This window comes from Azospirillum sp. UENF 111221, from assembly GCF_058780625.1.
The window spans coordinates 154,739-175,068 of sequence record NZ_JBSNCH010000004.1; the positions used below are offsets into that span (position 1 = coordinate 154,739).

Annotated in this window: 23 protein-coding genes; 14 read left to right on the top strand and 9 right to left on the bottom strand. The window is 67.3% G+C overall.

The genetic code is table 11. The features are described 5' to 3' along the window. From livM to ACWPN3_RS12790, 5 genes are all read left to right on the top strand, one after another. Positions 1 to 1,485, top strand: a complete 1,485-nt coding sequence (livM, locus tag ACWPN3_RS12770; protein WP_492239657.1) for a high-affinity branched-chain amino acid ABC transporter permease LivM — start codon at positions 1 to 3, stop codon at positions 1,483 to 1,485. Beyond that, positions 1,482 to 2,378, top strand: coding sequence for an ABC transporter ATP-binding protein (locus tag ACWPN3_RS12775; protein WP_492239656.1), 897 nt, complete (start codon positions 1,482 to 1,484; stop codon positions 2,376 to 2,378). The genes livM and ACWPN3_RS12775 overlap by 4 nt, the downstream gene beginning before the upstream one ends. A 3-nt stretch (positions 2,379 to 2,381) precedes the next feature. Further along, a complete protein-coding gene (locus tag ACWPN3_RS12780) occupies positions 2,382 to 3,092 on the top strand; it encodes an ABC transporter ATP-binding protein (protein WP_014189439.1) in 711 nt (236 codons plus the stop codon). Between the two features lies 1 nt (position 3,093). Next, complete coding sequence (locus tag ACWPN3_RS12785; RefSeq protein WP_492239655.1) at positions 3,094 to 3,447, top strand: DUF6867 family protein; 354 nt, start codon at positions 3,094 to 3,096, stop codon at positions 3,445 to 3,447. A gap of 201 nt (positions 3,448 to 3,648) precedes the next feature. After that, positions 3,649 to 4,749, top strand: coding sequence for a branched-chain amino acid ABC transporter substrate-binding protein (locus ACWPN3_RS12790; RefSeq protein WP_109096193.1), 1,101 nt, complete (start codon positions 3,649 to 3,651; stop codon positions 4,747 to 4,749). A 99-nt stretch (positions 4,750 to 4,848) separates the two neighbouring features. Here ACWPN3_RS12790 and ACWPN3_RS12795 read toward each other — a convergent pair whose 3' ends face one another. Next, the gene (locus tag ACWPN3_RS12795) at positions 4,849 to 5,130 is read right to left on the bottom strand and encodes a hypothetical protein (RefSeq protein ID WP_109096194.1); all 282 of its coding nucleotides are present in this window, start codon (positions 5,128 to 5,130) and stop codon (positions 4,849 to 4,851) included. Positions 5,131 to 5,358: 228 nt separating this feature from the next. On the opposite strand from ACWPN3_RS12795, the gene ACWPN3_RS12800 reads away from it, so the two are divergent. Beyond that, positions 5,359 to 5,565 carry a hypothetical protein gene (locus tag ACWPN3_RS12800; RefSeq protein ID WP_042696427.1) on the top strand — a complete coding sequence of 69 codons (207 nt, stop codon included), beginning with the start codon at positions 5,359 to 5,361 and terminating at the stop codon, positions 5,563 to 5,565. Between the two features lie 6 nt (positions 5,566 to 5,571). Here the strand turns inward: ACWPN3_RS12800 and ACWPN3_RS12805 are convergent, their stop codons facing one another. Further along, complete coding sequence (locus ACWPN3_RS12805; RefSeq protein ID WP_492239654.1) at positions 5,572 to 6,663, bottom strand: MBL fold metallo-hydrolase; 1,092 nt, start codon at positions 6,661 to 6,663, stop codon at positions 5,572 to 5,574. 219 nt (positions 6,664 to 6,882) lie between these two features. Between ACWPN3_RS12805 and ACWPN3_RS12810 the strand changes: the two genes are divergently transcribed. Both ACWPN3_RS12810 and ACWPN3_RS12815 read left to right on the top strand, forming a co-directional pair. Further along, complete coding sequence (locus ACWPN3_RS12810) at positions 6,883 to 7,920, top strand: OmpA family protein (RefSeq protein ID WP_247872808.1); 1,038 nt, start codon at positions 6,883 to 6,885, stop codon at positions 7,918 to 7,920. A gap of 168 nt (positions 7,921 to 8,088) precedes the next feature. Then, positions 8,089 to 8,757: a response regulator transcription factor gene (locus tag ACWPN3_RS12815; protein ID WP_492239653.1), complete on the top strand. Its 669-nt coding sequence runs from the start codon at positions 8,089 to 8,091 to the stop codon at positions 8,755 to 8,757. 12 nt (positions 8,758 to 8,769) lie between these two features. Here the strand turns inward: ACWPN3_RS12815 and ACWPN3_RS12820 are convergent, their stop codons facing one another. Next, positions 8,770 to 9,489 carry a hypothetical protein gene (locus ACWPN3_RS12820; RefSeq protein ID WP_109096197.1) on the bottom strand — a complete coding sequence of 240 codons (720 nt, stop codon included), beginning with the start codon at positions 9,487 to 9,489 and terminating at the stop codon, positions 8,770 to 8,772. 198 nt (positions 9,490 to 9,687) lie between these two features. Beyond that, a complete protein-coding gene (locus ACWPN3_RS12825) occupies positions 9,688 to 11,094 on the bottom strand; it encodes an aminotransferase-like domain-containing protein (RefSeq protein WP_109096198.1) in 1,407 nt (468 codons plus the stop codon). Between the two features lie 204 nt (positions 11,095 to 11,298). On the opposite strand from ACWPN3_RS12825, the gene ACWPN3_RS12830 reads away from it, so the two are divergent. Beyond that, positions 11,299 to 11,994 (top strand): response regulator, encoded by a 696-nt coding sequence (locus ACWPN3_RS12830; protein WP_109096199.1) that lies wholly within the window; start codon positions 11,299 to 11,301, stop codon positions 11,992 to 11,994. Here the strand turns inward: ACWPN3_RS12830 and ACWPN3_RS12835 are convergent, their stop codons facing one another. The 4 genes from ACWPN3_RS12835 to msrB form a co-directional block, all read right to left on the bottom strand. Then, positions 11,995 to 12,825, bottom strand: a complete 831-nt coding sequence (locus ACWPN3_RS12835; protein WP_492239652.1) for an alpha/beta hydrolase — start codon at positions 12,823 to 12,825, stop codon at positions 11,995 to 11,997. Positions 12,826 to 12,951: 126 nt separating this feature from the next. Then, positions 12,952 to 13,581, bottom strand: coding sequence for a hypothetical protein (locus ACWPN3_RS12840; RefSeq protein ID WP_492239651.1), 630 nt, complete (start codon positions 13,579 to 13,581; stop codon positions 12,952 to 12,954). A gap of 28 nt (positions 13,582 to 13,609) precedes the next feature. Beyond that, positions 13,610 to 14,173 (bottom strand): hypothetical protein, encoded by a 564-nt coding sequence (locus tag ACWPN3_RS12845; protein WP_109096202.1) that lies wholly within the window; start codon positions 14,171 to 14,173, stop codon positions 13,610 to 13,612. 241 nt (positions 14,174 to 14,414) lie between these two features. Beyond that, complete coding sequence (gene msrB / locus ACWPN3_RS12850; protein ID WP_376965428.1) at positions 14,415 to 14,831, bottom strand: peptide-methionine (R)-S-oxide reductase MsrB; 417 nt, start codon at positions 14,829 to 14,831, stop codon at positions 14,415 to 14,417. 280 nt (positions 14,832 to 15,111) lie between these two features. Here msrB and ACWPN3_RS12855 point away from each other — a divergent pair, with 280 nt between their 5' ends. Both ACWPN3_RS12855 and ACWPN3_RS12860 read left to right on the top strand, forming a co-directional pair. Beyond that, entirely contained in the window at positions 15,112 to 16,014 is a 903-nt protein-coding gene (locus ACWPN3_RS12855) for a pentapeptide repeat-containing protein (RefSeq protein ID WP_492261461.1), read from the top strand. After that, positions 15,911 to 16,306, top strand: a complete 396-nt coding sequence (locus ACWPN3_RS12860) for a pentapeptide repeat-containing protein (protein WP_492261503.1) — start codon at positions 15,911 to 15,913, stop codon at positions 16,304 to 16,306. Before ACWPN3_RS12855 ends, ACWPN3_RS12860 begins: the two co-directional genes overlap by 104 nt. 7 nt (positions 16,307 to 16,313) lie before the next feature. Here ACWPN3_RS12860 and ACWPN3_RS12865 read toward each other — a convergent pair whose 3' ends face one another. Further along, positions 16,314 to 17,330 (bottom strand): BMP family lipoprotein, encoded by a 1,017-nt coding sequence (locus tag ACWPN3_RS12865; RefSeq protein WP_492239649.1) that lies wholly within the window; start codon positions 17,328 to 17,330, stop codon positions 16,314 to 16,316. A gap of 258 nt (positions 17,331 to 17,588) precedes the next feature. Between ACWPN3_RS12865 and ACWPN3_RS12870 the strand changes: the two genes are divergently transcribed. From ACWPN3_RS12870 to ACWPN3_RS12880, 3 genes are all read left to right on the top strand, one after another. Continuing rightward, entirely contained in the window at positions 17,589 to 18,815 is a 1,227-nt protein-coding gene (locus tag ACWPN3_RS12870) for a Bcr/CflA family multidrug efflux MFS transporter (RefSeq protein WP_109096206.1), read from the top strand. Positions 18,816 to 18,924: 109 nt separating this feature from the next. After that, the gene (locus ACWPN3_RS12875; protein WP_109096207.1) at positions 18,925 to 20,001 is read left to right on the top strand and encodes an ABC transporter substrate-binding protein; all 1,077 of its coding nucleotides are present in this window, start codon (positions 18,925 to 18,927) and stop codon (positions 19,999 to 20,001) included. A 5-nt stretch (positions 20,002 to 20,006) separates the two neighbouring features. Next, complete coding sequence (locus ACWPN3_RS12880) at positions 20,007 to 20,324, top strand: DsrE family protein (RefSeq protein WP_199237502.1); 318 nt, start codon at positions 20,007 to 20,009, stop codon at positions 20,322 to 20,324. Positions 20,325 to 20,330: the final 6 nt, after the last annotated feature.

A 20,330-nucleotide genomic window follows, 5' to 3' on the forward strand; every position in this document is an offset into this window, starting at 1 on the left:
ATGACCACGCACTCCAACACCCTCTCCGCCGGACGCGGCGCCGCGCGCGGCGTCGACTGGGCCGCCACCGTCAAGGACGCCGGCCTTGCCGCCTTCGTGGCCCTGCTGCTGACCGTGCCGCTGGTGGGCCTGCGCACCGTCGACCGCCCCACCGGTCTCGGCATCGAAGCCCGGCCGGAAGAAGTCATCGCCTCCCTTCTGCTGGTCTTCCTCGGCCGGCTCGGGCTCGGGCTGATCCGCCAGGGCATGGCTCTGCCGGTGCTGATCCTGGCTCTGGCCTGCGCCGGCGTCGGGCTGGTGCTGCCGATGCCGACCCAGGTGCTGCGCCTCGTGCTGGTGCTGGGCGGCGGCGTCATCGCCATCCGCGCCGCCATGACGGTCGCCACCGGCCGCTCCAAGCTCAGCCAGGCCGACCGCGACAAGCGCATGGACCGCTTCGCCGCGAAGGTCCAGCACGCCAGCAAATACATCGGCCCGGTCGCCGTCGTCTTCGCCGCCATCCTGCCGATGACGCCGCTGGCCGACCGCATGCTGCTGGACATCGGCATCCTGCTGCTGACCTACATCATGCTGGGCTGGGGCCTGAACATCGTGGTCGGTCTGGCCGGCCTGCTCGACCTTGGCTATGTCGCCTTCTACGCCGTCGGCGCCTACAGCTACGCGCTGCTCGCCCATTATTTCGGGCTCAGCTTCTGGCTCTGCCTGCCGCTGGCAGGGCTGCTCGCCGCCTGTTCCGGCGTGCTGCTGGGCTTCCCCGTCCTGCGGCTGCGCGGCGACTATTTCGCCATCGTGACCTTGGGCTTCGGCGAGATCATCCGCATCATCCTGGTCAACTGGTACCAGTTCACCGGCGGCCCGAACGGCATCTCCGGCATCCCGCGGCCGAGCTTCTTCGGCATCGCCGACTTCTCCCGCACGCCGGCCGAGGGCATGGCCGCCTTCCACGAGCTGTTCGGGCTGGAGTTCTCGCCGCTCCACCGCATCATCTTCCTCTACTACCTCATCCTGGCCCTGGCGCTGGTGGTGAACCTGTTCACGCTCAGGGTGCGCAAGCTGCCGCTGGGCCGGGCCTGGGAGGCGTTGCGCGAGGACGACATCGCCTGCGCGTCCCTCGGCATCAACCGCACCAACATGAAGCTGGCGGCCTTCGCCATCGCGGCGATGTTCGGCGGCTTCGCCGGCTCCTTCTTCGCGACGCGCCAGGGCTTCATCAGCCCGGAGAGCTTCACCTTCATCGAGTCGGCGATCATCCTGGCCATCGTGGTGCTGGGCGGCATGGGCAGCCAGATCGGCGTGGTGGTCGCCACGCTGCTGGTGATCGGTCTGCCGGAAGCGTTCCGCGAGCTGGCCGACTACCGCATGCTGGCCTTCGGTGCCGGCATGGTGGTGATCATGCTGTGGCGTCCGCGCGGCCTGCTGGCCCACCGCGACCCGACCATCCTCCTGCATGGCGGCAAAAAGCCCGCCGCGGGAGCCGCGAAATGAGCGCCGTCATGACTGAAAAGCCGCTTCTGTCGGTCGAACACCTGACCATGCGCTTCGGCGGTCTGGTGGCGAACAACGACGTGTCGTTCGAGGCGCGGGCGGGCGAGATCACCGCGCTGATCGGCCCCAATGGTGCGGGCAAGACGACGCTGTTCAACTGCGTCACCGGCTTCTACACGCCGACCGTGGGGCGGCTGACGCTGCGCCATCCCGCCGGCAAGGAGTTCCTGCTGGAGCGGATGCCGGGCTACCGCATCGCCCAGCTGGCGGGCGTGGCGCGCACCTTCCAGAACATCCGGCTGTTCAGCGGCATGAGCGTTCTGGAGAACCTGATCGTCGCCCAGCACAACAAGCTGATGCGGGCGTCGGGCTTCGCCATCGCCGGCCTGTTGGGCCTGCCCGGCTTCCGCAAGGCCGAGCATGAGGCGGTGGAGCTGGCGAAATACTGGCTGGACCGGGTGCGGCTGACCGAGTTCGCCGACTGGGAAGCCGGCAATTTGCCCTACGGCGCCCAGCGCCGGCTGGAGATCGCGCGCGCCATGTGCACCGAGCCGGTGCTGCTGTGCCTGGACGAGCCGGCGGCCGGCCTGAACCCGCGCGAGTCGGGGGAGCTGGCCGAGATCCTGACCTTCATCCGCGACGTGCAGACCCCGCAGGGTCACCGCACGGGCGTGCTGCTGATCGAGCATGACATGAGCGTGGTGATGCGCATTTCCGACCATGTGGTGGTGCTGGACTATGGCCGGAAGATTTCCGACGGCACTCCGGAGCATGTGAAGAACGACCCGGCGGTGATCCGCGCCTATCTGGGCGAGGACGAGGACGAGGCGCTGCCGCCGGAGGTCGCCGCCGACCTGCACATCGCGCCCACCGCCGGCCAGAAGGGAGCCTGAACCATGCTGAAGGTATCGGGCGTCCACACCTTCTACGGCGCCATCGAGGCGCTGAAGGGCATCGACATCGAGATCGGCGCCGGCGAGATCGTCTCGCTGATCGGCGCCAACGGGGCCGGCAAGTCGACGCTGCTGATGACGATCTGCGGCAGCCCGCGGGCGCGCCAGGGCCGGGTGTTCTTCGAGGGCGAGGACATCACCGACCTGCCCACCCACGAGATCGTGCGGCGCGGCATCGCCCAGTCTCCCGAGGGCCGGCGCATCTTCCCGCGCATGACGGTGCTGGAGAACCTGCAGATGGGCTCCATCGTGGCGCAGCCCGGCAGCTTCGAGCGCGAGCTTGAGCGGGTGCTGACGCTGTTCCCGCGGCTGAAGGAGCGCATCAACCAGCGCGCCGGGACGATGTCGGGCGGCGAGCAGCAGATGCTGGCGATCGGGCGGGCGCTGATGAGCCAGCCGCGGCTTCTGCTGCTGGACGAGCCCAGCTTGGGTCTGGCACCGCTGATCGTGAAGCAGATTTTCCAGGTGATCCAGGAGATCAACCGGGAACAGAAGATGACGGTGTTCATGGTCGAGCAGAACGCCTTCCATGCGCTGAAGCTGGCGCACCGGGCCTATGTGATGGTGACGGGGAAGATCACGATGACGGGGACCGGGGCGCAGCTCCTGGCCGACCCGGAGGTTCGCGCGGCCTATCTGGAAGGGGGACACTGAGATGGAAACGATCCTCGGCTCCTCCGTTCCGGTCTTCGTGTTCCTGACGGTGCTGGTGTTCGGCGGCTGCGGCGTGCTGACCGGGCAGACGCTGGCAGAGGGGTGGAAGCCGGTCTCCAGCGTGCTGGCCTACTCGCTGCTGCTGGGGGTGGGCGACCGCTTCCTGGCCTGGGGCCTGTTCGGCGAGCAGCTCTTGTCGCTGTGGGGCTTCATCGTCCACACCGTCGTGATCGGGCTGATCACGCTCACCGCACATCGCATCGCCATCGCGCGCCGCATGGTCAACCAGTATCCTTGGCTCTATGAGCGCGCCGGGCCGTTTGCCTGGCGCGACCGCACCGGCACCTCCGGTTGAGCAGGGCCGGTTGAGCAGGGACCACTAGACATAAGGAATTAGACCGTACGGCTGATTGGTGCCCGCGAAACTGTCGCACTGTGCGCCACTCGGGGTATGGTATTCTGGAACCCGCCGGAGGGGACCCGGCGGCAAGGCCCGAAAGGGCCGGGGGTATGTTGCAACAGGGACCACTTCATAGAACAGGGAGCAAGCACACCCATGAAATTCAAGCTGTCCCTTCTCGCCGCGATCGCGGCGACCGCGCTCTCCGCCACGGCCGCCAAGGCTGATATCGCGGTGGCCACCGCCGGCCCGATCACCGGCCAGTACGCCACCTTCGGCGAGCAGATGAAGAAGGGCATGGAGCAGGCCGTCGCGGACATCAATGCCGCCGGCGGTGTTCTGGGCCAGAAGCTGAAGCTGGAGGTCGGTGACGACGCCTGCGATCCCAAGCAGGCCGTGGCCGTCGCCAACCAGCTGGCCAAGGCCGGTGTGAAGTTCGTGGCCGGTCACTTCTGCTCGGGCTCGTCGATCCCGGCCAGTCAGGTCTATGCCGAGGAAGGGATGCTGCAGATCTCCCCGGCTTCGACCAACCCGAAGCTGACCGAGCAGGGCCTGAAGAACGTCTTCCGCGTCTGCGGCCGTGACGACCAGCAGGGCCTGATCGCCGGAAAGTACCTGCTGGACAAGTACAAGGGCAAGAACATCGCCATCCTGCACGACAAGTCGGCCTACGGTAAGGGTCTGGCCGACGAGACGCAGAAGGCGCTGAACGCCGGTGGCCAGAAGGAAGCCATCTACGAAGCCTATACGGCCGGTGAGAAGGACTATTCCGCTCTGGTGTCGAAGCTGAAGCAGGCGAACATCGACGCCGTCTATGTCGGTGGCTACCACACCGAGGCCGGCCTGATCGCCCGCCAGATGAAGGACCAGGGCCTGAAGGCCATCATCGTGTCGGGTGACGCGCTGGTGACCAACGAGTACTGGGCCATCACCGGCGATGCCGGCGAGGACACCATGATGACCTTCGGCCCGGATCCGCGCGAGAAGCCGGACGCCAAGGCCGTCGTGGAGAAGTTCCGCAAGGCGGGCTACGAGCCGGAAGGCTACACCCTCTACACCTACGCCGCTCTCCAGATCTGGGCGAACGCGGTGAAGCAGGCGAACTCGACCGACGCTGCCAAGGTTGCCGACGTCATGCGCAAGGGCAGCTATGACACCGTCATCGGCAAGATCGGGTTTGACGCCAAGGGCGACGTCACCAGCCCGGCCTATGTCTGGTACAAGTGGCACAACGGTCAGTACGCCGAAGTGAAGTAAGCGAAACGCATCTGCGTTCCGCGAGAAAGGGCCGGCACGTCAGTGCCGGCCTTTTTCTTTGATGGTTCAAAGAAGTACCGGGCTTGTCGAACAAGCCGGTCAGGGAATAGGTCGGGGAACATAGGCGACGCGGTGCTGGGCCATGGCTGGCTGCGCCGCAGCAATTGCCTGGGGGGAGAGCCCGGTCGCCACACGCCGGCCCGACCGTTCGGTCAGCAGCCGTTCGCATGTGCCCATCACCTCCCGCCAGAAGGCGGCGGCACGGGTGTGGTTGGCGGCCGTGAGTTCGACAAGACGAACGCGGCTCATTCGAATCGCGGTTTCGCCCAGTTCATCAACCAGGCGGGTCGCGAAGACAAGCACGTCGAGATCGGTGTTCATGACCGCTATGAACTCACAGCCGCGCCTTTTGTTCCACTCTGAAGGGGGCCTGCGGCAAAGGGTCATCGGGGGTGCTCCGGACGTGCTGCGTTGCAACAACGCAAATGCGTCATCGGCAAAGGGTCACCGAACGGACACTCGCCACGGCAGGGGGGTTTTGTGCTTCAATGGCGCCCTTCGCGGCGACTGTGACGGTCGCCGGCATGGGACGGGTTTTGGAGAACGAAAATGCGCAGGAAGCGCGAGGTGGTCGAGGGACAGATTTATCGCAAGCTGTCCCCCAGCGGCGGCTATTGGGAAGTGATCGCCATCCGCAAGGACGGCATGGGCACCCAGCATGCCCAGATGAAGCGCACCGACGACCCGAAGACGTTGAAGACCCTGTCGGTGGCGACGCTGCTCGATCCGCACGAGTTCGAGATCGTCACCGAATAACTGCCGTCAGGCCGCTGTGATGGCTGCCGGCTGGCGGTAGAGGTCGGCCGGCGGAAGCGAAGCCGGCTCGCCAGCCGGTCCGGCGGTCCGCTCCAGCCGCCCCTTGCGGATCAGGTGGTTGAGGTGAGCCACCGCCTCGCCCACGGCGAAGAGCATCTGCTGCGGGTCGAGTGGGCGCGGAAACAGCGCCCGCGTCACCGCCGCGGCGGTCCGGGGGGCTGCACACAGAGTCTCGATCTCGGCCAGCCGCTCCCCATGGTGGAGAGCCAACTCCTCCGCACGCCGGTGCAGGCCGCGGAAGGGACGGCCGTGGGAGGGCAGGACCAGCGTATCCGCCGGCAGGACGCTCCATCCCTCAAGACTGGCAAGATAGTCGGCGAGCGGATCGGCCTCCGGTTCCGACGGCCAGACGCTGATGTTCGGGCTGATGCGCGGAAGAATCTGATCGCCGGAAATCAGCAGGTCCGGGCTGCCGCCGCCGGCCGGCCGGTAGAGGCTGACCGGTTCCGCCGTATGGCCGCTGCCGCCGATCACCGTCCAGTGGCGGTCCCCCACCGGCAGCCGGTCGCCGGCCCGCAGGCGGTTCAGCGTCGCCGGCACGGCGGGCACGCCGCGGCTGTAGGCCCCCTTGCGGGCGAGCAGCGACCGCAGCGTATCCTCCTCCAGGCCGCAGCGGCGATAGAACTGCTCGACCACCGCGTCGGTGGCGGCATCGGTGCCGGCCGACAGGGTGCGGGCGAACAGCCATTCGGTCAGCGAGGTGGCAAAGCCGGCGCCGGTCCGTTCCACCAGCCAGGCGGCGGCGCCGATATGGTCGGGATGGAAATGGGTGACGACCACCCGCTCCACCGGGCGCCCGCCCAGCGCATCGCGCAGCAGCACTTCCCACACCGCGCGGCTGCGCGGATCGCCGAGCCCGCAATCGACGAGCGTCCAGCCGACCGTGCCGCCGTCCAGTGCCCAGACATTGATGTGGTCGAGCTGGAAAGGGAGGGACAGCCGGATCCACAGCACGCCGGGCGTCACCTCCTGCCAGCCGCCGGGCTCGGGAGTGGTGCAGAGGGGGTAATCAACCGAACCGTCCGGGGTAGAGGGCATTGGGGATTCTGTCCAAGTTATTGTTATCGCGCGAGGAAATGCCTCTGAGGCGGCTGAGGCAAATCTGCAACAGGGAAAATGGGCGTGAGGCGGCGGGATTGGAAGCCGCAGGTGCGGAATCCATTGTCGGGGCCGGAGCCCGTTCTGTCACGCATTTCACCGCAGGCCGGGATGTCCCGATCGACCAACGCCGTCAACGATGGGAACAAGAACATGACGATGCGTGGGATTTTGCTGGGCACGGCACTGACCGTCGCTCTTCCTTCGCTGGCCGTCCCGACCGCCGCTTTCGCCGGTACGGAAGGCTTCTATGTCGGTGCTGGCGCCGGCGTGAACTGGACCGAGGATGCGGACCTCAGCAGCTATCCGGCTCCCGGCCTGGGCCTGAAGGAGGAATTCAAGATCGGCGGCATCGGCGACCTGTCGGTCGGCTACGCCACCGCGATGGGCCTGCGCGCCGAGCTGGAGGCCGCCTGGCGGTGGCGCAACAGCGTCGACGGCACCAGCAGCGCCACCCCCGGCCTGAACAATCTGGGCGGCAAGATGAGCTCGGTCGCCTTCATGGGCAACCTGCTGTACGACATCAACATCGGCCTGCCGATCACCCCCTACATCGGTGCCGGTGCCGGTATCGCCGGCGTCAAGCAGTCGCTGAACGGCGCCAGCGACCGCGACTGGGTCTTCGCCTATCAGGGCATCGTCGGCGCATCCTATGCGATCAACGACAATGTCGCGCTGACGCTGGATTACCGGTATTTCGCCACCGTCGATCCGGAATTCGAGCTGGGTCCGGTGACCTCGAAGGGCGAGTACCGCAATCACACGATCCTCGCCGGCCTGCGCTACACCTTCGGTGGTCCGGAGCGTGCGACCCCCATCGCCGCCCCGGCGCCGGCAGCCCCGCCGATGGCCGCCCAGCCGCAGAGCGAGTATCAGGTGTTCTTCGATTGGGACAAGGCGGTCATCACGCCGAACTCCGACAAGATCATCGCCGATGCCGCCGACGGTGCCAGCCGTGCGCGTGCCGTCCGCATCCAAGTGATCGGCCACACCGACACCTCGGGCGCGCCGTCCTACAACCAGAGGCTCTCGCTCCGCCGCGCCGAGGCGGTGCGGCAGGCCATGATCAAGCATGGCACGCCGGCCAACATTATCTCCATCGAAGGTGTCGGCGAGAACCAGCTGATGGTCCCGACCGGTCCGAACGTGCGCGAGCCGTCGAACCGCCGTGCCCAGATCATGATCAAGATCTCCTGAACGGCAAACGGGGGAGGGGCGGCGGCCTCTCCCCCGCAGGCGCCTGCAATCCTTCCAAGCATCGCGGCAATGGAACAAAGGTGCCGGATGTGCGAAGGAGGTAGCGCGGACCGTTGCGTCAGCGTATGACGATACGGTACCCAAGGCATCTCCGGTCCGAGACGTTACATGCAGGTTCTGATCGCCGACGATCATTCCATCGTCCGCAGCGGCTTGACCCATCTGGTGGGTGAACTGGACGAGCAGGCCACCGTGGTGGCCGCCACCAGCTTCAGCCAATTGAACGCCATCCTCGACGGCGCGATGCAGGACGGCGGGACCGCGTTCGACCTCATCGTGATGGACCTGCGCATGCCGGGTCTCGGCGGGCTGGAGGATGTCGAGGCGCTGGTCAAGCGCGTGGCGCCGGTTCCGGTTGCCATCTTCTCGATGATCGAGTCGCCGGACGAAATGCGCGCGGTGCTGTCGCGCGGCGTCCGGGCCTTCATTCCGAAATCGACCGACGACGTGCTGGTGGTGAACATCCTGCGGCTGGTGATGGCCGGCGGATCCTATGTGCCGCCGGTGCTGGGTATGCCGGGCGCCCCTGCCCACGCGGTCGCCGGGACCCCGCGTGCCGTGGCCCCCAGCATCTTCGACGGGCTGACCCGCCGCCAGTTGGAGGTTCTGGACCTGCTGGCCCAAGGCCTGTCCAACCAGGAGATCGGCGAGCGGCTGGGCCTGAACCTGTCCACCGTGAAGACCCACGTCACCGGTGTGCTCAAGGCGCTGAACGTCGGCAGCCGCACCCAGGCGGTTCTGCTGGTCAAGGAAACGGGGCGCGACCGTCTGGCCTGACGCCTACTGCGATCACAGGATCGCGTTCAGCAGCGATCCGCGCCCGCCATAGCTGCCGCCGGACCCGCCCAGCAGCATCGCCGAGGGGTTGAGCGAGGCGCTGCCCGCTCCCAGGATCGAGGCCAGGCCCTGAAGCTTGGTGTTGCCGCCGAAGGGGTTGTCGCCCTTGGCCGGCTGCTTGGCGATGGTGTCGTAGTCCTTGCTGTAGTTGCCCATGCGCAGCTGGACGCCGTAGCTCTTGGCATCCTTGACCGGCACGTCCTTGTCGCGGGCGACACGCAGGGTGTAGTCGCCCTTGTCCAGCGTCATCTGGCCGGATTTCAGCTTCTGGAAGGCGTCATAGCTGGCGCCGGCATCCTTGTTGCTGTCGGCGATGACCTTGCCGCCACGGTCCATCAGCTGAAGCCGGACGCCGGCATCGCCCACCGTCCCCAGCGTCACGGCGCCGGATGTGGGCACGTTGAACTTGTAGAAATCTGCCGGATCGTTGGAGGCCAGCGAGCTGAAGACGTTCAGCCGGCTGGTGTCCTTTATCAGGGTGCCGATGCCCGTCGCGAAGGGGGCGGCGTTCATCGCCGACTTGTTGACGGTCTGCTCGTACTCCTGGACCTTGCCGGTAGCACCACCATTGCCCGTTGCCTGCTGCTGCACGCGCTTGACCGCGGCGTCGATCGACTGCTGCAGGCTCTGGGCCATGCTGCCGACATCGGCGTAACTGGACAGGCTGACCATGGTGCGCTCCCCTCGTTCCGCATTCCCGTCAGGAAATGACAATCGAGGGGTGTGCAGGATGCGGGCCAGAGCTAAGCCTTTGACCTGACAGGGGCTATGGCAGGCTCATCGGTGCCGGGCGGCAGGTTTGGACCGGCAGGGGCGGCAGGATTTTCCCATCGGTGTTCACATGTCGCCGCCGCGGTGCCTGCACTCCGGTCAGACGATGGACAACATCGCCGCCGCGGGCGCGTCGATCGCATCGGCAAGGGCGCGCAGGCCGCGGGCGGCCTCGTCGCGGCTGCGCGGCATGCACAGGCCGACACGCACCGCATGGGGCGCACTGGCGCGGCCGACGGCGAAGGCGTCGGCACCGGTGACGATCACCCCGCGGCGGCGCGCCTCTCCGATGAAGTCCTCGCGCCGCCAGGGCTCGGGCAGGACCAGCCACAGATGCTGGGCCGCCGGGTGGCCATAGACGGTCTCGGCCGGCAGGATGGATCTGGCGAGCCGCTGGCGCGCCAGATCCTCCTCCCGCTGGGTGGCGACGATGCGGTCGGCGGTGCCGTCCTGGATCCAGCGCGCGGCCACCTCCGCCGGCAGGGCGGGAGCGGAATATTGCAGGGCCCGGATGGCGGTCTCGACACGGGTGCGCAGTTCCGCCGGGGCGACGACGAAGCCCAGCCGCAGGCCGGCGGCGAGGCTCTTCGACACGCTGGACACATAGAGCGTGATGTCGGGGGCCATGGTCTGGATCGGCACGGCATCCGGCACCATGAAGCCGAACACGTCGTCCTCGATCAGGATCACGCCATAGCGGCGGGCGATCTCGACGATCTCGCGCCGGCGGGCGGCGGGCATGACGACCGCCGTCGGATTCTGCAGGGTCGGCACCAGATAGGCTGCCTTCGGCCCCAGCCGGCGGCAGGCGCTGTCGAACGCGTCGGGCACCAGACCATGCTCGTCGATGGCGACGCCTTCCAGATGATAGCCCTGGGTGGCGGCCAGCGCCTTGGTGCCGATGTTGGTCAGCCGTTCCGCCAGGATGACGTCGCCGGGGCGGGCCACGGCGGCCAGCGCCACGGCCAGCGCGTTCTGCGCCCCGGTGGTCAGCAGCACCGACTCAGGCGTCGCCTTGACCCGGTGCTGGCGTTCCAGCCAGGCCGCCGCGGCGGCACGATGGTCGGGCAGGCCGGCATGCGGGCCGTAGCCGATCAGTTTCGCCGCATGTCCCGATGCCGCGATGGCGGACAGCGTCTGGCCGAAGGTCTGCACCGCCACGGCGTGTTCGGGATGGACCGTGGTCATGTTGACGATGGCGGGGCCCGCCGAGATCTCCCCGGCCGGCGGCCAGCCGAGCGGCAGGGGGGTGGTTGGCGGACGCTGTCCCTGGACGAAGGTGCCGCGGCCGACCTCGCCGCCGATCAGCCCACGCTTCTCGGCCTCCGTATAGGCGCGGGTCACCGTTCCCACCGTCACGCCGAGGCGGAAGGCGAGGTCGCGGTGCGTCGGCAGCCGCGTGCCGGTGGGCAGCACGCCCTCCGCGATGTCGTCGGCCAGCGCGTCGGCGATGACGCGATAGAGCGGGCCGGGACGGCCCTCCAGGTTCGGGGTCCAGTTTGTCATGGGGACAAATGTGGCATTGTCTCGACCTTCTGGCAAGATCGCCCGCAATTGTCCCTATCGGCCACTGTGGCGGGGCGGAACAATCTGCCACTGCCCGTCGCAGTTCCGTTACTCTCCAGCTTGTGTCAAATTGCCGGAACCGATAGTTTCGGTGCTGGGTGTGGCAGACAATCCGCCACCCGTCTCAGTCCGGTACGGGGGACAATGCACACCATCGCGGTGGTCGACGACGATCCCATCACCCGCGAGACCCTGAAGGCCTACCTGGAAGGGGAGGGCTATCGGGTGATGCTGGCGCGGGACGGCGACCAGCTGTCGGCGCTGCTGGCGCGGGGGCGCATCGACTTGCTGCTGCTGGACATCCGGTTGCCCGGCAAGGACGGTCTGGCGGTGACGCGGGAAATGCGGGCTGCCTCCAACATCGGCATCATCCTGATCACCGGGCGGTCCGACCGCATGGACCGGCTGATCGGGCTGGAACTGGGCGCCGACGACTACATCACCAAGCCGTTCGAGCCGCGCGAGATCCTGGCGCGCACCCGCAGCCTGCTGCGCCGCATCGCCAAGCCGACCAGACCGGCCGGCGGGCGGGTGAAGCGGTTCGACGGGTGGGAGCTTCATCTCGACAAGCGTCGGCTGCGCGGTCCCGATGGGGAGGACGCCCGGCTTACCTCCGCCGAATTCGAGCTGCTCGCCGCCTTCGTCGAGAATCCAGGGCGGGTGCTGAGCCGCGACGACCTTCTCGATCTGACCTTGCGCGGCGACTCGGTGCCGTACGACCGTTCCATCGACCGGCTGGTCCGCCGCCTGCGCCGGGTGGTGGAACACGACCCTGCCGACCCCACCCGAATCGTCACCGTCCACGGCATGGGATACATGTTCCAGGCCGCGGTGGATTGATCAGCTTCCGGTTTCCGGCAGCGATTTCAGGAAACCATCGACATCGTCCAGCACCGGGTTCAGCCAGCGCAAGGGTGCGGCGAGGGCGGCGACGATACGGATGTGGCCGATACCGTCATATTCCACCGTGCGCACGCTTCCGCCGCCCTCGCGCGCCTTGGCCGCCAGATTGCGGCTGTTGCGGGGCAGGACCGTTTCGTCTGCGGTGCCGGTGGCGAGGAACAGGGGCGGCAGCGGGGCGGCGACATGGGCGATCGGCTGGGTGTCCGGCCGCGTCTCCTCCGGGCCGAACAGATCTTTCAGCATGTCGCTCTGCAGGGGCAGGAAATCATAGGGGCCGGACAGCCCCACCGCGGCGCGAAGGTCGCGGGCGGGGTCCAGCCCCTGTCCGGCGAGCCAGCGCCGGTCCACCGCCAGCATCAGGGCGTTGTAGGCCCCGGCGGAATGGCCCATCACCGCAACCGGTCCGGGCTGGGCACCATATTCGGCGCCGTGGCGCCGGACCCAGGCCACCGCCGCGGCGGAGTCGCGCAGGAACTCCGGGTAGCGCACCTGCGGATAGAGCCGGTAGTCGGGGATGGCGACGCTGTAGCCGCGGCTGGTCAGCGCCTGGGCGACGAATCGGTACATGCCCTTGTCGCCGGCCTCCCAATTGCCGCCATAGAAGAACACCACCGTCGGTGCCCCCGGCTCCGGCCGGTCGGGCCGGTAGAGATCCAGGCGCAGGCGCGGATCGTCCGCAAAGGGCAGGTCGGTCGTGACCGTGTAGCCCGATCGCGGAGTGAGCGCGTCGACGATCTGCGGGCCGGAACAGGCGCCCAGAAACGGCATGAGCAGGAGAGGGGCGAAAACCCAACGGTTCGGTTTTGGGCGTTTCAGGGCAAATCTTGGCATGGCCCGACAGCAGATAGGGCGCAGCCACCACTGGGAAAGGGTGTTTGGAAAGGAGAGACGGACTCAGGACTGCGCGGGCGAGGTCCGGCGTTGCGGGCGGGCGGGCGCCGCGCCTTCTTCCTCCGGCTTGGCCGGCTTGCGGAAGGTGCTGAGTTCGGAAATCCGGTTGACGGTCAGGCCGTTGATGCGGCAGCCCGCAACCTCGACGATTTCGAAACCGGCCTTGCGCGGATAGCGGGCGGCCACCCGTTCGCGGGCCTCGCGCTCGCCATCGGCGATCAGCAGGAAGCGGCGCACCCCGGTCCAGCCGCGGTATCCCCGCTGGTCGGACAGGCTGACGCCGATGGGCTGGCAGCGCACCGCGACCTCCCAGAAGCGGCCGGGGCGCGGCTCGTTCCGGTCGAAGACGACGTAGCGCTGCATCGGGGCCGACTTCTTCTGGTCCAGCTCCAGAATGGCCGCCTGCATGTCGATCTCCGCCTTCTGGACGCGCTTTTCCATCTCCGCATAATGGTGCGCCAGCTGGGCATAGTCGGAGGCGACGTCGGCGACCTCCTTGGTCACGTCCTCCACCTTCTCCTTCAGCTTGGACATGGCGATCCGCGTCACGACCAGCTGGCGGCGCCAGTAGCGGTTGGACAGGACGGTCAGCACCATCAGGCCCAGCGCGAAATACAGCATCATGCCGGTCATGGCGCCGTTCCCCTCATGCGATCCCCGATCATGCCGCGTCAGCCTCGACCTCGGGGTCGGGAGCGAGCGCCAGGGGGACCACGGGAGAGCAGATCACGCCGTTGCGCTGGGAAAAGCTGCTCCGCACCGTGGCATGGGCCTGTTCGGCGGACGGAGCGGTGATGTGGGAGACGTTGCGGTATTCCCAAATCTGGCGCGAAAAGACGATCTCCTTGCGGTCCAGCTCGTTGAAATTGGGACCGACCGCCAGCTGTGCCCAATAGATGTCGCCGTCGCTGTCCTGGTCGCCCAGTTCGTGGACCAGTTCGATCTTGGAGAATTCCAGAGCGCGCGACTCGGTCAACGCCTTCTGGCGCCGGCCGTTGAATTCGGTCAGGCGGGCTTGCAGGGTCGTCAGATCGACGCGCTTGCGCTCCGTCTTTTGGCGCCATTCGGCGAGTGCGGCGCGTTTCTTGTCGTACTGGCGCTGGTTTATCGCCTCGCGGGTCTTTTCCGCGCTGACGCGGCCGACATCGACGACGATGGAAAGTCCGAGCGCGGCGGCGCTGGCGATCAGTAGCAGCATCCCCAGGAATTCGGCCGAAATGACCATTCGCCCTCCGCCAGCCGCACCGAATGCCTGCGTCTGTCCATCGACGCATGGTGCCACGACCGGCGAAGGGCGGCGATGCCCTCGCGACAACCCGTCGCACGGAGCGGATCATACCATCGCGCTCCGTGTCGGGGTTGTCATTTTTAGCCGAAATAGGGGCAAACCCGCCTTTTTCATTAGGGTTTATGACCGAACGCCGATCCGTCGAAGGAAAGCCGGCGGCCGGTCATAGTTCTGCCGGTCAGTCGGACTTTTCCTCGGGCTCGAAGCTCATGGCGACGCCATTCATGCAATAGCGCTTGCCTGTCGGCCGCGGCCCGTCGTCGAAGACATGGCCGAGATGGCCTTTGCAGGATGCGCAATGGACTTCGGTGCGCGGGTAGGCCAGCTTGTAGTCGGTGGAGGTTTCGACCGCTCCCGGCAGCGGCTCCCAGAAGCTGGGCCAGCCCGACCCGCTTTCGTATTTGGTGTCGCTGGCGTACAGCGGCTGGCCGCAGCCGGCACAGCGGTAGACGCCGTGGCGCTTCTCGTCGTTCAGCGGGCTGGTGCCCGGATATTCGGTGGCGTGCTCGCGCAGAACTTTGAACTGGTTGGGCGACAGGTCCTGCTTCCACTCCTGTTCGCTCTTGGCCGATGCTGTCTTGTCCGATTCGGGCATGCCGCCGGTCTCCCATGCAGATGATCGATGTTCTGAGCCCAGTATATTGGGTCGCCATTCCCCCTACCCAAGCCGGGGGAGGCATCGATCACGCGGTCGTGACCGGCGGGCCGGCCTATGTCGGACCGGAAATGTCCATGCAACAAAAGATTCTTGCCGATCGGGCGAAGGTTCGACGGCTGGCATCTTCCGGAATTCAACCGGTTTCGGTAAGATCCAGCACGCCAACAGTCCGGGACAGTGTGTCCGGGACGGAAATGCCGGGGCAACGACGCGCCGCATGATGGATGAACGCTACCTCCGGGCGGTTCGCGATGCGCTGGTACGCCACCAGCAATGGCTTCTGCGCGACCCGGCAGGGAAAGGGCGGCGCGCCAACCTCAGCTTCTACGATCTGGCCGGGCTCGGCCTCAACCGCGTCAACCTGTCGGGCGCCAAGCTGACCGGTGCCAGTCTCACACGGGCGCGGTTGGTCGGCACCCTGCTGTCCAAGGCCGATCTGTATGGCGCCGACCTGTCGAAGGCCGACCTGACCGGGGCGCAGTTGCAGGGGGCGGATTTGCGCGGCGCCAGGGTGGATGGCGCCCGGCTGCAGAATGCCAACCTCCAGGGCGCCGACCTCCGCCGCGGCATGGTCCTGGACAGCGGCGAGTTCCGGGCGGCCGGCAATACGGACGGCACCACCACCTTCGTCGGCTGCACCCTGTCCGAGGCGGTGCTGACTGATTGCCGGATGGCGCAGTGCGATTTCAGCGGCAGCGACCTGTCCGGCGCCGACCTCACCGGCAGCGACCTCAGCGGCGCCATCCTGATCGGGGCCGACCTGACCGGGGCGACCATGCGCAAGACGACGCTGGACGGCGTGCTGATGTGCGGCGCCCGGCTGAACGACGAGCTGCGCACGGCGCTGGAGCGGCACGGCATCGATGTCGACGGCACCGGCTTGACCACCACCGCGGCGCGGATGAGCGAGCTGATCGCCGAGCATCAGATTCTGGGTCGACAAGTTCGGCAAGGGCGGCGACCGCATCCAGCTCCAGCGGGTCGATCTGCGCGGCTACAACTTTGCCAACCAGCTGCTGTGCGGGGCGGTGATGCGGTTCTGCGGGCTGCGCGGGGCCGATTTCTCGGGCGCCAAGCTGATGATGGCCGATTTGTCCTACAGCGACCTGCGCGATGCTGACTTCACCAGCGCCGACCTGTCCGGCTGCAATCTGGAAGGTGCCAATCTGGCCGGAGCGAAGCTGTGGCGCGCCAAGTTCCGCAGGGTGGATCTCAGCGGCGACGGCAGCCGGCTGTGGCCGACCAGCTTCGCCAAGGCGCGGCTGAACGGCGCCGACCTGCGCGACGCCAGCCTTGCCGGCGTGGTGCTGCGCGGCACCGACCTGACCGCGATCAAGACCAGCTTCGCCACGCTGAAGGGCGCCGACCTGACCGGGGCCCGTGGCTGGCAGCCGTTCGAGGCGCCGGCATAGCCGTGGCTCAGCTTCCGTCGGCCACCGGGATGCGGCCGGCGATGATGCCGCGGCGGGCGGCCTCCACCGCCTCCACCATCGCGGTCGTCACCAGATCGCGGTTGTTTTCGTCGAGCGCATAATCGACCGCCGACTCGGCAAGGCCGAGCGCCACCGTGCCGGCGCTCCATCGGCCCTGACGGGCAGCCTCGAAACTCGATTCCACGGCCATATCGACCCGCTTCAGCATCGAGGTCAGGATGGAGCCGGGATAGAGGTAGTTCTGGTTGCTGTCGACGCCGATGGCCAGCCGCCTTGCCTCGTTCGCCGCGGCGAAGATGCCGAAGTTGGAGACGCCGGCCCCGGCGAACACCACGTCGGCGCCGCGCTGGAACTGGCTGCGCGCCACCTCGGCCCCGCTGGCGGGATCGTTGAAGGCGGCCGGCGTGGTGCCGACAAAATTCACCAGCACCTTGATGTCGCCGCGGGCATGGCGGGCGCCCTGCTCGTAACCGGCGATGAATTTGCGGATCAGGGGGATGTCGAGCGCGCCGATGAACCCGACGGTCCCGCTTTTCGATGCCAGCGCCGCCAGCACGCCGACCAGGAAGGATCCCTCCTGCTCCTTGAAGGTGACGCAGCGGATGTTCGGTCCCTCCGCCACCGCATCGATCAGCGTGAAGCGGACCGCCGGGTGCGCCGGGGCCAGCCGCGCCAGCGGTGTCGCGTAGTAGAAGCCGATGGCGACCAGATCGGTCACCCCGCGCCGCAGCAGCGAGGCCGCGCCCTGATCGAACTGCACGGGCGTGGAGGGCAGATATTCGGTGACGGCGATGCCGGTGGCGTTCCTGAACCGCTCCGCCCCGGTGAAGGCGCCCTCGTTGAAGCTCTTGTCGAATTTCTGCCCGGCGGCATAGACCAGCCCAGGGACGAGGGCGGGCTGGGTGGACTGGATGGCTGCCGCATGCGCGTGGTGCGGAAGCAGCGCCAGGGCGGTGCCGGCGGCACCGAGGGACAGGACCGACCGGCGGGTGGGGTGCGGCATGGCGCGGCCTCTGGCTGGGTGGAAGCCTGTGAACCGGGTTCAATTTTAGGCATGGATTACTGGAGCGAACCAGAATTTTATTGCGCCGTAACCGCGGTGATTTGACCTGAACCCAGATTGTCGCGGCGGCGTTACGTCGCGGCTTGCTCAACGCTGCCATGCCGAGACAGGACTTTGCGTCGGGCAATGAAGGGATCAGCTTGAAAGCTGCGGATTCCGTCCGGCCGACTCCCCATTCCTTCATATCCGGATTTCCCGATGCTCGCGCGCCTTGCCGCCGTCCGTTCCCGTTCGCCTGCCGAAAGCCCGTTCTTCATCGCAGCACTGGGCGTGCTGATGTCGTTCGGGCCGATGGGCACCGACATGTATCTGCCCGGTATGCCGGCGATCGGCCGGGACCTGCATGCGGCGCAGGACCAGGTGCAGTGGACGCTGTCGGCCTTCTTCCTGGGGTTCGGCGTCGGACAGCTGCTGTGGGGGGCGCTGAGCGACCGGTTCGGCCGGCGGATTCCGGTGGCGACCGGCATCCTGCTTTACGCCATCGGCTGCGTCGGCTGTTCGATGACCGTCGATGTCGGCCATCTGGCGGCATGGCGCTTCGTGCAGGCGGTGGGGGCTTGCGCCGGGCCGGTGCTGGTCCGCGCCATGATCCGCGACGTCTTCGAGCGCGACCGGGCGGCCAGCGTCCTGTCGATGATGATGCTGGTGATGGGGGCTGCCCCGATCATCGCGCCGCTGATCGGCGGCCAGATCCTGGTGTGGGCGAACTGGCGCTGGATCTTCTGGGCGCAGGCCGCCTTCGGCATCGTCGCCTTGCTGGCGCTTGCCAGCCTGCCGGAAACCCATCCCGACTCGCGGCGCACCAGCCTGCGCCCGATGGTGCTGGGAGAAGCCTACCGCAAGCTCCTGACCGACCGCCGTTACCTGGGCTATGCGGTGGGATCGTCCTTCATCTATGCGGGGATGTTCGCCTTCATCTCCGGCTCGCCCTTCGTTTACATCGAGCTGTTCGGCGTGCGGCCGGAGAATTACGGTTTCCTGTTCGGGTTGAACATCGTCGGCATGATCATCGTCAACACGCTGAACAGCCGCGCCGTGATGCGCTTCGGCTCGGACGTGATGTTGCGGATCGGCGTCTGGCTGGCCGCCGCAACCGGCATCCTGCTCGTCGCCTGCGTGTTGAGCGGCTGGGGCGGGCTGTGGGGGCTGGTCGGCTGCCTGTTCCTGTTCATGTCGGTGACCGGATTCTGCTTTGCCAATTCCATGGCCGGGGCGTTGCAGTCCTTCCCGCAGATGGCCGGCACCGCGTCGGCGCTTGCCGGCATGCTGCAATTCAGCACCGGCGCGCTGTCGGGCTGGGCGGTCGGGTTGATGGCCGACGGCACCGCCATGCCGATGGCAGGGGTGATCGGCGGCGCAGCGTTGGTTAGTCTGGCACTGAACCTGTGGCTGATCCGCCCGGTCCGTCGCCGGTTGCCGGCCTGACGGTAAAACAAATGTGCAGTGTTGATTCGGGGTTCCTCCTGTCGGGACCGGCCGTGAATTGAAATTTGCGGCTGGCCCTACTAGGTTGGCGCGGCAAAAGGAGACCGTCATGCCGCAGACCAACCCGAGCCAGTTCACCGATTCCGACCGTCCGACCGCTCCCGACGTCAGCCGGCGCGAGCTTCTGCTGGGCGCGGCGGCCTTGGGCATCGCCGCCGCTGCCGCGTCGCTGCCGGCCTTCGCGGCGACCGGCCTGCGGGTCGGCTATATCCCGATCATCCCTATGACGCAGCTCTATGTGCTGACGGGCGAGGGTTGGGCGGCGGATGCCGGTCTTGCGCTGCAAACCACCAGCTTCCAGTCGGGGCCGGCGATGATCCAGGCGCTCGCGTCCGGGACGCTGGACGTCGCCTATGTCGGCATCGGACCGGCGATGATCGCCCGCTCGAAAGGGGTGAAGCTGAAGGTCGTCGCCGCCAACGTCATCGATCAGGTGGCGCTGATCGGCCGTGGCCCGCTGGTGAAGGCGATGGCCGGCGCCGCCAGCCCGGCCGAGGGGGTCAAGGCCTTCCGCGCCGCCAACGGCCGGCGGCCGAAGATCGGCTCGCTGCCCGCCGGATCGGTGCCGGATACGGTGCTGCGCTATTGGATGGCGGAGATCGCCCGCATCCCCTCGGAGGATATCGAGATCGTCGGCATGGGCGAACAGCCCTTGCAGCAGTCTCTGCTGACCGGCGCCATCGACGGCGCGTCGATCCTGGAGCCGATCCTGACGCTGGTGCAGTCGCGTCTCCAGGATGCGGCGATCATCGCCAAGGCCGGCAGCATGTTCCCAAAGCAGCCGGGTGCGGTGCTGGTGGTGACGGAGGACGCCATCGCCAAAAACCGCGACGCGGTGGCCGAACTGGTCAAGCTGCACATCCGCGCCACCGCCTTCGCCAAATCCAATCCGGACCGCACGGCGGAACTGGTGACCGACATCATCGGCAAGGGACTGGTCGAACGCGACGTGATGCGGGCGGCGCTGACCTCGGACGCGACGACCTTCATCGACGACCCGCGGGTGATCCTGGACTCCACCAAGCGGATGCAGGCCTTCCAGCAATCGCTGGCCCAGATCACCGAACCGGTGGATGTCGATGCGCTGTTCGACTTCACCTTCCATGACGCGGCAAAGAAGAAGTGACGGACATGGCATCTCCGCACATGGCATCTCCCCTGCGGCTGGTCATCCACGCCCCCACCCCGGCCGCGCTGGAGCGGGCGCGGAACAATGCCCGCAACCTGCTGAAGGCGCGGCCGGATGCGGAGGTGCGCATCGTCGTCAATGCCGGTGCGGTCGCCGCGGCCCTCGACAGCCCGGATGCGGAGACCGACCGGCTCCTGCGGGTCTGCGGCAACACGCTGGCGAAGACCGGCCGGACCGCCGAGGGGCTGACGGTGGTCGCCGCCGGCGTCCTCGACATCGCCGAGGCGCAGGCGGACGGCTGGGGCTACATGCGGGCGTAAGCGCTC

Excerpts from the sequence above, each read along its gene's own strand:
- ACWPN3_RS12865 (WP_492239649.1), bottom strand. The coding sequence starts at position 17,330 with ATGCCGCACCCCACCCGCCGGTCGGTCCTGTCCCTCGGTGCCGCCGGC.
- ACWPN3_RS12830 (WP_109096199.1), top strand. The coding sequence starts at position 11,299 with ATGCACACCATCGCGGTGGTCGACGACGATCCCATCACCCGCGAGACC.
- msrB (WP_376965428.1), bottom strand. The coding sequence starts at position 14,831 with ATGCCCGAATCGGACAAGACAGCATCGGCCAAGAGCGAACAGGAGTGG.
- ACWPN3_RS12840 (WP_492239651.1), bottom strand. The coding sequence starts at position 13,581 with ATGACCGGCATGATGCTGTATTTCGCGCTGGGCCTGATGGTGCTGACC.
- ACWPN3_RS12775 (WP_492239656.1), top strand. The coding sequence starts at position 1,482 with ATGAGCGCCGTCATGACTGAAAAGCCGCTTCTGTCGGTCGAACACCTG.
- ACWPN3_RS12810 (WP_247872808.1), top strand. The coding sequence starts at position 6,883 with ATGCGTGGGATTTTGCTGGGCACGGCACTGACCGTCGCTCTTCCTTCG.
- ACWPN3_RS12805 (WP_492239654.1), bottom strand. The coding sequence starts at position 6,663 with ATGCCCTCTACCCCGGACGGTTCGGTTGATTACCCCCTCTGCACCACT.
- ACWPN3_RS12880 (WP_199237502.1), top strand. The coding sequence starts at position 20,007 with ATGGCATCTCCGCACATGGCATCTCCCCTGCGGCTGGTCATCCACGCC.
- ACWPN3_RS12820 (WP_109096197.1), bottom strand. The coding sequence starts at position 9,489 with ATGGTCAGCCTGTCCAGTTACGCCGATGTCGGCAGCATGGCCCAGAGC.
- ACWPN3_RS12845 (WP_109096202.1), bottom strand. The coding sequence starts at position 14,173 with ATGGTCATTTCGGCCGAATTCCTGGGGATGCTGCTACTGATCGCCAGC.
- ACWPN3_RS12800 (WP_042696427.1), top strand. The coding sequence starts at position 5,359 with ATGCGCAGGAAGCGCGAGGTGGTCGAGGGACAGATTTATCGCAAGCTG.
- ACWPN3_RS12790 (WP_109096193.1), top strand. The coding sequence starts at position 3,649 with ATGAAATTCAAGCTGTCCCTTCTCGCCGCGATCGCGGCGACCGCGCTC.
- ACWPN3_RS12785 (WP_492239655.1), top strand. The coding sequence starts at position 3,094 with ATGGAAACGATCCTCGGCTCCTCCGTTCCGGTCTTCGTGTTCCTGACG.
- livM (WP_492239657.1), top strand. The coding sequence starts at position 1 with ATGACCACGCACTCCAACACCCTCTCCGCCGGACGCGGCGCCGCGCGC.
- ACWPN3_RS12855 (WP_492261461.1), top strand. The coding sequence starts at position 15,112 with ATGATGGATGAACGCTACCTCCGGGCGGTTCGCGATGCGCTGGTACGC.
- ACWPN3_RS12875 (WP_109096207.1), top strand. The coding sequence starts at position 18,925 with ATGCCGCAGACCAACCCGAGCCAGTTCACCGATTCCGACCGTCCGACC.
- ACWPN3_RS12815 (WP_492239653.1), top strand. The coding sequence starts at position 8,089 with ATGCAGGTTCTGATCGCCGACGATCATTCCATCGTCCGCAGCGGCTTG.
- ACWPN3_RS12825 (WP_109096198.1), bottom strand. The coding sequence starts at position 11,094 with ATGACAAACTGGACCCCGAACCTGGAGGGCCGTCCCGGCCCGCTCTAT.
- ACWPN3_RS12835 (WP_492239652.1), bottom strand. The coding sequence starts at position 12,825 with ATGCCGTTTCTGGGCGCCTGTTCCGGCCCGCAGATCGTCGACGCGCTC.
- ACWPN3_RS12780 (WP_014189439.1), top strand. The coding sequence starts at position 2,382 with ATGCTGAAGGTATCGGGCGTCCACACCTTCTACGGCGCCATCGAGGCG.
- ACWPN3_RS12795 (WP_109096194.1), bottom strand. The coding sequence starts at position 5,130 with ATGAACACCGATCTCGACGTGCTTGTCTTCGCGACCCGCCTGGTTGAT.
- ACWPN3_RS12870 (WP_109096206.1), top strand. The coding sequence starts at position 17,589 with ATGCTCGCGCGCCTTGCCGCCGTCCGTTCCCGTTCGCCTGCCGAAAGC.